We start from the raw sequence: 6,513 nt of genomic DNA on the forward strand, positions 1-6,513 counted from the left end.
TTCTGTCATTGGATCTGCTGCATTCCTTTCTGTAACCACTCGTGGTACATTGTATTTTCAATAAAAAAATATTAACAATAATATTACCCGATAAGTGCTATGGAAAATTTATTTCGCCGCGAGGTGTTAGAGCATAAACAGCACCGCTTAGAGGGCACGATCAGCTTAGTTCAACCACCTGTTTTTAAAACACTTGGATTGCTTATTTTAGCGGTGGTTATTTTGAGTCTCGTGTTTTTGTCAAACGGTAGCTATACCAGAAAGGAAAGTGTATCTGGCGTGATTGAGCCCAGTGGAGGGCTGCTGCGTGTTGGTGCGATGCAACAAGGGGTGGTCTCAGAGGTACTGGTCAAAGAAGGTGAAAAGGTAGTTGCTGGGCAGCCGCTGCTGCGTATCGCTTCGGCAAAGCACAGCACTGAAGCAACCGAGTTAAACCAAGCTTTACTCAATCAATATCGCTTTCAACAACAAAATTTACTTCAGCAAATTGAGCAACTGCGTGAGCAATATCAATTAGATATAGCAGAGTTGCGCCAGCAAGAGAACACGGCAAAAGAAAAACTAAAAGAGCTTGAAAGCCAAGCGAGTACCTTTCAAGAGCGGTTGTTGCTTAATCAAGAGTTGGTCACCCAAATCGCCACCCTTAAAGGGACCGGTTATATCTCCGAACTTGAGTTACAGCGTCAAAAAGACACCTTGCTGTCATTAAAGCAACAGTCTTCTTCGATCCGCTCTGAACGTATTGCGCTTGAATCGCAACTGAAAAACATTAGCAACCAATTGGCTAAACTACCGATTGAGCATCAGAATCGAATTTCCCAACTACAATCCCAGCAAGCTGATTTACTTATTCAAATCTCTTCTATCGAACAAGCGCGACTCGGCGAGATCCGAGCAACTCAAGCAGGAGTGGTAACAGGGTTACTGGCAAAGCTGGGTAAAAATGTGTCAATGGGGCAGCACTTACTGACTATTATTCCCGAGCATAGTGACATGCAAGCGATAGTCTATATTCCAACATCGGCGTTTGGTTTTATCAAAGCAGGGCAAGAAACTAAGCTTAGGTATCATGCGTTCCCTTATGAAAAGTTTGGTATTTATAAGGGTAAGATAGTTGAGCTGAGCAATAGTGTTATTTTACCAGAAGAAACCAATATGCCGGGTATTATTCAAGAGCCTGCCTATCGGGTAGTGATTGCGCTTAACGAGCAAGCGGTTAAGGCTTATGGCAAAGACACGGCTTTGCGAGCAGGGATGACATTAGATGCTGATATTGTGGTGGAAGAGCGGTCATTGTTGCGTTGGTTGTTTGATCCAGTGTTTAGTATTAAAGGCCAGTTATAAGTAGTAGAAGGGTTGATATGGAAATGGAACATGAAGGCGCAGCCAGTAAATTAGAGTTTTGGTCTCGAAAATCTTTACCTGTGATCATCCAGTCTGAGGCTGCTGAATGTGGCCTAGCGAGCCTTGCAATGGTCGCTGGGTATCATGGTCATCACACTGACTTAACACGCCTTAGACAACGCTTTAGCATCTCAATAGAAGGCTGTACGCTGCTTGATATTATGCACTTTGCTGAAAAGCTACATTTAACCTCACGGCCACTGCGAATTGAACTAGAAGATCTTGATGCTTTACAAGCGCCAGCCATTTTACATTGGGATATGAATCACTTTGTGGTGCTCAAAAAAGCAAATGAAAAGCGCATCGTGATACATGACCCTGCCGGTGGTGAAAAAACTTACACAATGGAAGAAGCTTCGAAGCATTTTACCGGTGTTGCGCTTGAGCTTACCCCAACAAAAGAGTTTGAAAAGAAAGAGAAAAAAGCAAGCCTAAGGTTTTCTGATTTTTGGAGCCGGATCACTGGACTGAAGCGCTCTTTGCTGCTGATTTTTATGCTGTCTATTTTGTTGCAAGTGTTTACGCTCGCAGCACCGTATTATATTCAGTTGGTGATAGATGATGTTATTCTCACCGGAGATACCTCGCTGCTTACAGTACTTGCCGTTGGCTTTTTCTTGGTGCTAGTGTTTGAAATCGCGACGAATGCACTGCGGGGTTTTACATTACTGCATTTCGGTAACCAAATGAATATTCAATTGGGTGCCAATCTGTTTCATCACCTAGTGCGATTACCTATTTCCTACTTTGAAAAGCGTCATATGGGAGATGTGGTTTCTCGATTTAGCTCATTACAACAGGTCAAACAGTTACTTACCACCGGGGTGATAGAAGCCATTATTGATGGCTTAATGGCAGTGATCACATTGGCGATGATTTTCTTTTATAGTCCGATGTTATCCGCCGTTGTACTAGTCGCTGTAATTGCCTATGCCGCAATCCGGATAGCCATGTATAAGCCGTTTCGTAATATTAGCGAGCAGGAGATCATGGCGCGCGCAGAAGAAAACTCAAACTTCATGGAAACGGTACGCGGGATCCAAACCATCAAGTTATTTGGCTCTGAGGTAAAACGAGAAGGGCAATGGCAAAACCGCTATGCCAGTGCAATTAATCATAATATACGTTTGGGTAACTTTAAAATTGGCTATGATGCTATCAACCGGGCATTGTTTGGGATTGAAAATATCATCGTTGTTTACCTTGCCGCGCATTTGGTGATTGCTGGTGGGTTTAGTACAGGGATGCTATTTGCTTTTATGTCGTATAAACGCCAATTTATGGATAAAACCGCAAACCTTATTGAGAAGTTAATTGAGTTTAAGATGCTTGGTTTGCACTTCGACCGTATTGCTGACATTGCACTAACCGACAAAGAAGAGTTACAGCCAGATCAGTATCGAAAACTGAATATTGAAGGCAAAATCGAGGTGAAAAATGTCTCATTTTCCTATTCGGATGCAACGCCAAACGTCATTGATAAACTAAATTTAACGGTTCATGCGGGGGAGTCAGTGGCGATCACTGGGCCTTCAGGTTGTGGTAAGTCGACATTACTCAAGCTGATGCTTGGATTGAATAAGCCCTCAAGCGGTGAAATAGTGGTTGATGGTGTGCCACTGAGTCAAATCGGTGCAAGACAATATCGCCAACAAATAGCTGCGGTGATGCAAGATGATGAGCTGTTATCAGGCACTGTTGCAGACAATATCGCGTTTTTTGATTCCCCAATTAATATGGAAAAGGTAGTGCACTGTGCTCAACTTGCCGCAATTCATGACGATATTAGTGAAATGCCAATGGGTTATGACAGCTTGATTGGTGATATGGGGTCGAGTTTATCTGGCGGTCAAAAGCAGCGGATCATTCTCGCTCGCGCCTTATATAAAGATCCAAAAATTTTATTTATGGACGAGGCCACAAGTCATCTAGATACTGGACTGGAAGAAGATATTAATGATGCCGTCTCGCGCTTGAAAATCACTCGGGTGATCATCGCACACCGCAAGGAAACCATTGCCTCGGCAGATAGAGAGATAAAGCTGAAAAAACCTGAGCACCATGAGGATGAGGAGCACACCTCAACGACCGACTCTGAATAATGCGAGCGCCGTGCTCGCTTTATCTTGCTTGGTAACCATTTATCCGAGTTATTGCCCTTTCGTCGGTTAGATCACAAATTCACCTGCTACAGCGTTATTTTACCTCCATCAACTTGGAGGTAATAACGATGTATATATACCAACGATGCTTTTTTCTGATACTGACGCTTAGTCTACTAAATCCGGCTTTTGCTGGTGCGCAGCTCAATACTACGTTACGAGCCCAGCAACAATATAGCCAGGCTGATCATAGTCAATTCTTTAAAACGACAGATGCTCATTTATCGTTTGCTGCTTTAGACGTGGATTATGAAGCGGGCGGTGTGAGGGTGGCGACCACTTTTAGTATGACTAAACAGCAGCGCACTGAAACAAAATTTACGATTTCAGAAGCCTATTACGACTTCTCGTTAGCTCAGTGGTTTGGCTCTGTAGGTAAAAAGAAAGTCGATTGGGGAGTAGGTTATGGTTTTCGTCCTTTGGACCTGTTTTCGCCGACTAAGTCCCTCGCGCTGTATACAGCGGTTCCTCCAGGTAGTTATGTAGTGGCTGGAGATTATTTTACACAGCGCGGTAATGTCAGCTTATTATGTAATGAAAGCAAACGGTTATATTTAGACAAGGGGCGAGCCACAACATCATCGTTAGGTTGTGGCGGTCGATATTATCATTATTTTGATAATGTTGAATCTCAGTTTATCGCGCATTTTGACCGTCGTATGGGGTGGCGAGTTGGAGGCAGTGCAGTTACTGTGTTGCGTGAGGCAACCGCTTTATATGGCTCGTTATTGTGGCAATCTCGTTATCAATCTCCGACATTTAAACGTGGATTGAATAACGCGTGGACACAAACTACTTGGCATGAAAATAGTTTGCAGGCACTGATTGGGGTAAATCACAGCATGATGGCGGGGGTGAACATCATTGCAGAGTACTGGTTTGATGGTCGTGCACCAAAGCAACATCAATGGCGTCAAGTCTTGGAGATGGGAAGTGCCTCACTACGAGGCCACTATGCGACACAAAACTTGTTTCAACATAATTTGATGCTGCATGTGCGAGGCCATGATAAATCTTGGCAACCGAGTTTTACGGCAGTGCTCAACCCCCAAGATAGCAGTATGTTTATCGATGGTAAGTTATGTTACTCTCAAATTCAGGGACGTCAGTTCTGCGCCGGTGCTCGCCGTTATTTGGGAAGCGCGCTTAGTATTTATGGTCAATTAGGTCAGCAGCAGGTGGCTTATTTGAGCCTTGAGATAAAATTATAATAACAATCATTATGTTGGGATCATCATTGTCGGTAAATTTACTGCGTCGTCATGGCCTGTTATTTACTATTTGCTGCATGATAGGTGTGCTTATCTACCTAATGGGGTGGTCAGCGTATTTATCAATTAGCTTATTCGTTTCTGTTGGGATTGGTTTTACAATCCGGTTAACACGTTATTGGTTAAGTAAAAACTATACCAATATGCCTCTATCTGTACAGTTTGTCAGCGCTATCTTTATCGCGCTTGTTTTGTGGGGAAGCGCGCCTTTATTAATGGGATGGGCACAAACTGTTTATCAACATAATTTGCGCCAATACATAGGCATAGTGGCTATGGGAGGCTTTTTTACTGTGGTGATTAGTTTTGTTTATTACCGCACTGAGCAAACCATGGCACTGAAAAAAGCGCTATTGCAAGCTGAGCTTGACCAAGCAAAACATGAAAAGGTGCTCGCTGAGACTGAGCTTAAGCTATTACAGTCACAAATGGAGCCACATTTTTTATTTAATACTCTTGCCACCATTCAAGCGCTGATAGACATCGATCCTAAACAAGCCAATGATATGCTCAATGCCTTGACTGCGTTACTTAGGCAAAGTCTTACTCATGCTCGCCGTGCTTGGGTCTCACTTGAAGATGAGTTGGCATTTATCAGGGCATATTTAGCAATTCAAGCGGTACGGCTTGGCGAGCGACTGGATACTGAGATAACCGTTGCCGACACTGTCTCTTTAGCAACACAATTTCCTCCCATGTTATTGCAGCCTTTGATTGAAAATGCGGTGATCCATGGTATTGAGCAACTACCGTATGGAGGAAAAATAACCATACGTTTGCTATCCCAAGACAGTACACGCCTACTCATCGTTATCGAAAATAGTATGCTTGCTGAGGGGAGTCAAAAGTCGGGCAACGGAGTAGCGCTTGATAATATAAAATGTAGGTTACAACAGATTTATCAAGGAAGTGGCCATATCGACATTTCACAACAACAAGAAACATTTTTGGTAAAACTGGAGGTACCTTTCAATGGCTCAGCAGTATAAAGCCGTTATTGCCGATGACGAAGCGATCTTACGCGCACATTTACAAGCAAAATTAGCAGAAACTTGGCCTGAACTTAATATCATTGCGCAAGCTGCCAACGGTGAGGAAGCGCTGGCTCTTAGCGAAACACTACAACCGGACGTGTTATTTCTCGATATTAATATGCCAGCAACAACTGGTTTAGAAGTGGCAGCTTTGATTAATCAGCAAGCTACGCACCGGCCGCTTATTGTGTTTGTGACCGCTTATGATGAATATGCTATTTCAGCATTTGAACATCAAGCATTAGACTACGTACTTAAGCCCATCAGTAATGACAGGCTACAAAAGACCATCGAACGAATAAAACAGCGGCTATTGCAAGCAAGCTCGCAACAGGTGCAACTCCAACAGTTGTTGGCCTCATTAACGCCGCCAACAGCGAATGATAATTTGCAATGGATCCGCGCCAATAAAGGTGGCTCGATACACATGCTAGATATTAATGCCGTGGATTATTTTATTGCCGATAATAAATATACGGAAGTGTCGAGTGCCGGTGAGAAGTATTTGATAAAGACACCGATCAGCGAATTAGAAACCCGCTTAGCAGCGGAGCACTTTTGGCGGATCCACCGCAATTGTATTGTTAGGGTAAGCCAAATTGATAAGGTCGAAAGAGACGAGTTAGGTCATGTACATGTGCA

5 protein-coding genes are annotated in these 6,513 nt (G+C 43.4%); all 5 read left to right on the top strand.

The features are described from left to right. The first annotated feature begins 99 nt into the window (after positions 1–99). Entirely contained in the window at positions 100–1,344 is a 1,245-nt protein-coding gene (locus D9603_RS17940) for an HlyD family efflux transporter periplasmic adaptor subunit (protein ID WP_125250817.1), read from the top strand. A gap of 17 nt (positions 1,345–1,361) precedes the next feature. Next, positions 1,362–3,506 carry a peptidase domain-containing ABC transporter gene (locus D9603_RS17945; RefSeq protein WP_128732334.1) on the top strand — a complete coding sequence of 715 codons (2,145 nt, stop codon included), beginning with the start codon at positions 1,362–1,364 and terminating at the stop codon, positions 3,504–3,506. A gap of 128 nt (positions 3,507–3,634) precedes the next feature. Beyond that, positions 3,635–4,777, top strand: a complete 1,143-nt coding sequence (locus tag D9603_RS17950; protein ID WP_128732335.1) for a hypothetical protein — start codon at positions 3,635–3,637, stop codon at positions 4,775–4,777. Positions 4,778–4,803: 26 nt separating this feature from the next. Then, positions 4,804–5,826, top strand: a complete 1,023-nt coding sequence (locus D9603_RS17955; RefSeq protein WP_161972765.1) for a histidine kinase — start codon at positions 4,804–4,806, stop codon at positions 5,824–5,826. Beyond that, positions 5,810–6,513 (top strand): LytTR family DNA-binding domain-containing protein (locus D9603_RS17960; protein WP_153188200.1); only part of this gene is annotated, 704 nt, incomplete at its 3' end. The genes D9603_RS17955 and D9603_RS17960, both read left to right, overlap by 17 nt.

The organism is Pseudoalteromonas sp. PS5 (assembly GCF_004103255.1).
GTDB lineage: Bacteria > Pseudomonadota > Gammaproteobacteria > Enterobacterales > Alteromonadaceae > Pseudoalteromonas > Pseudoalteromonas peptidolytica.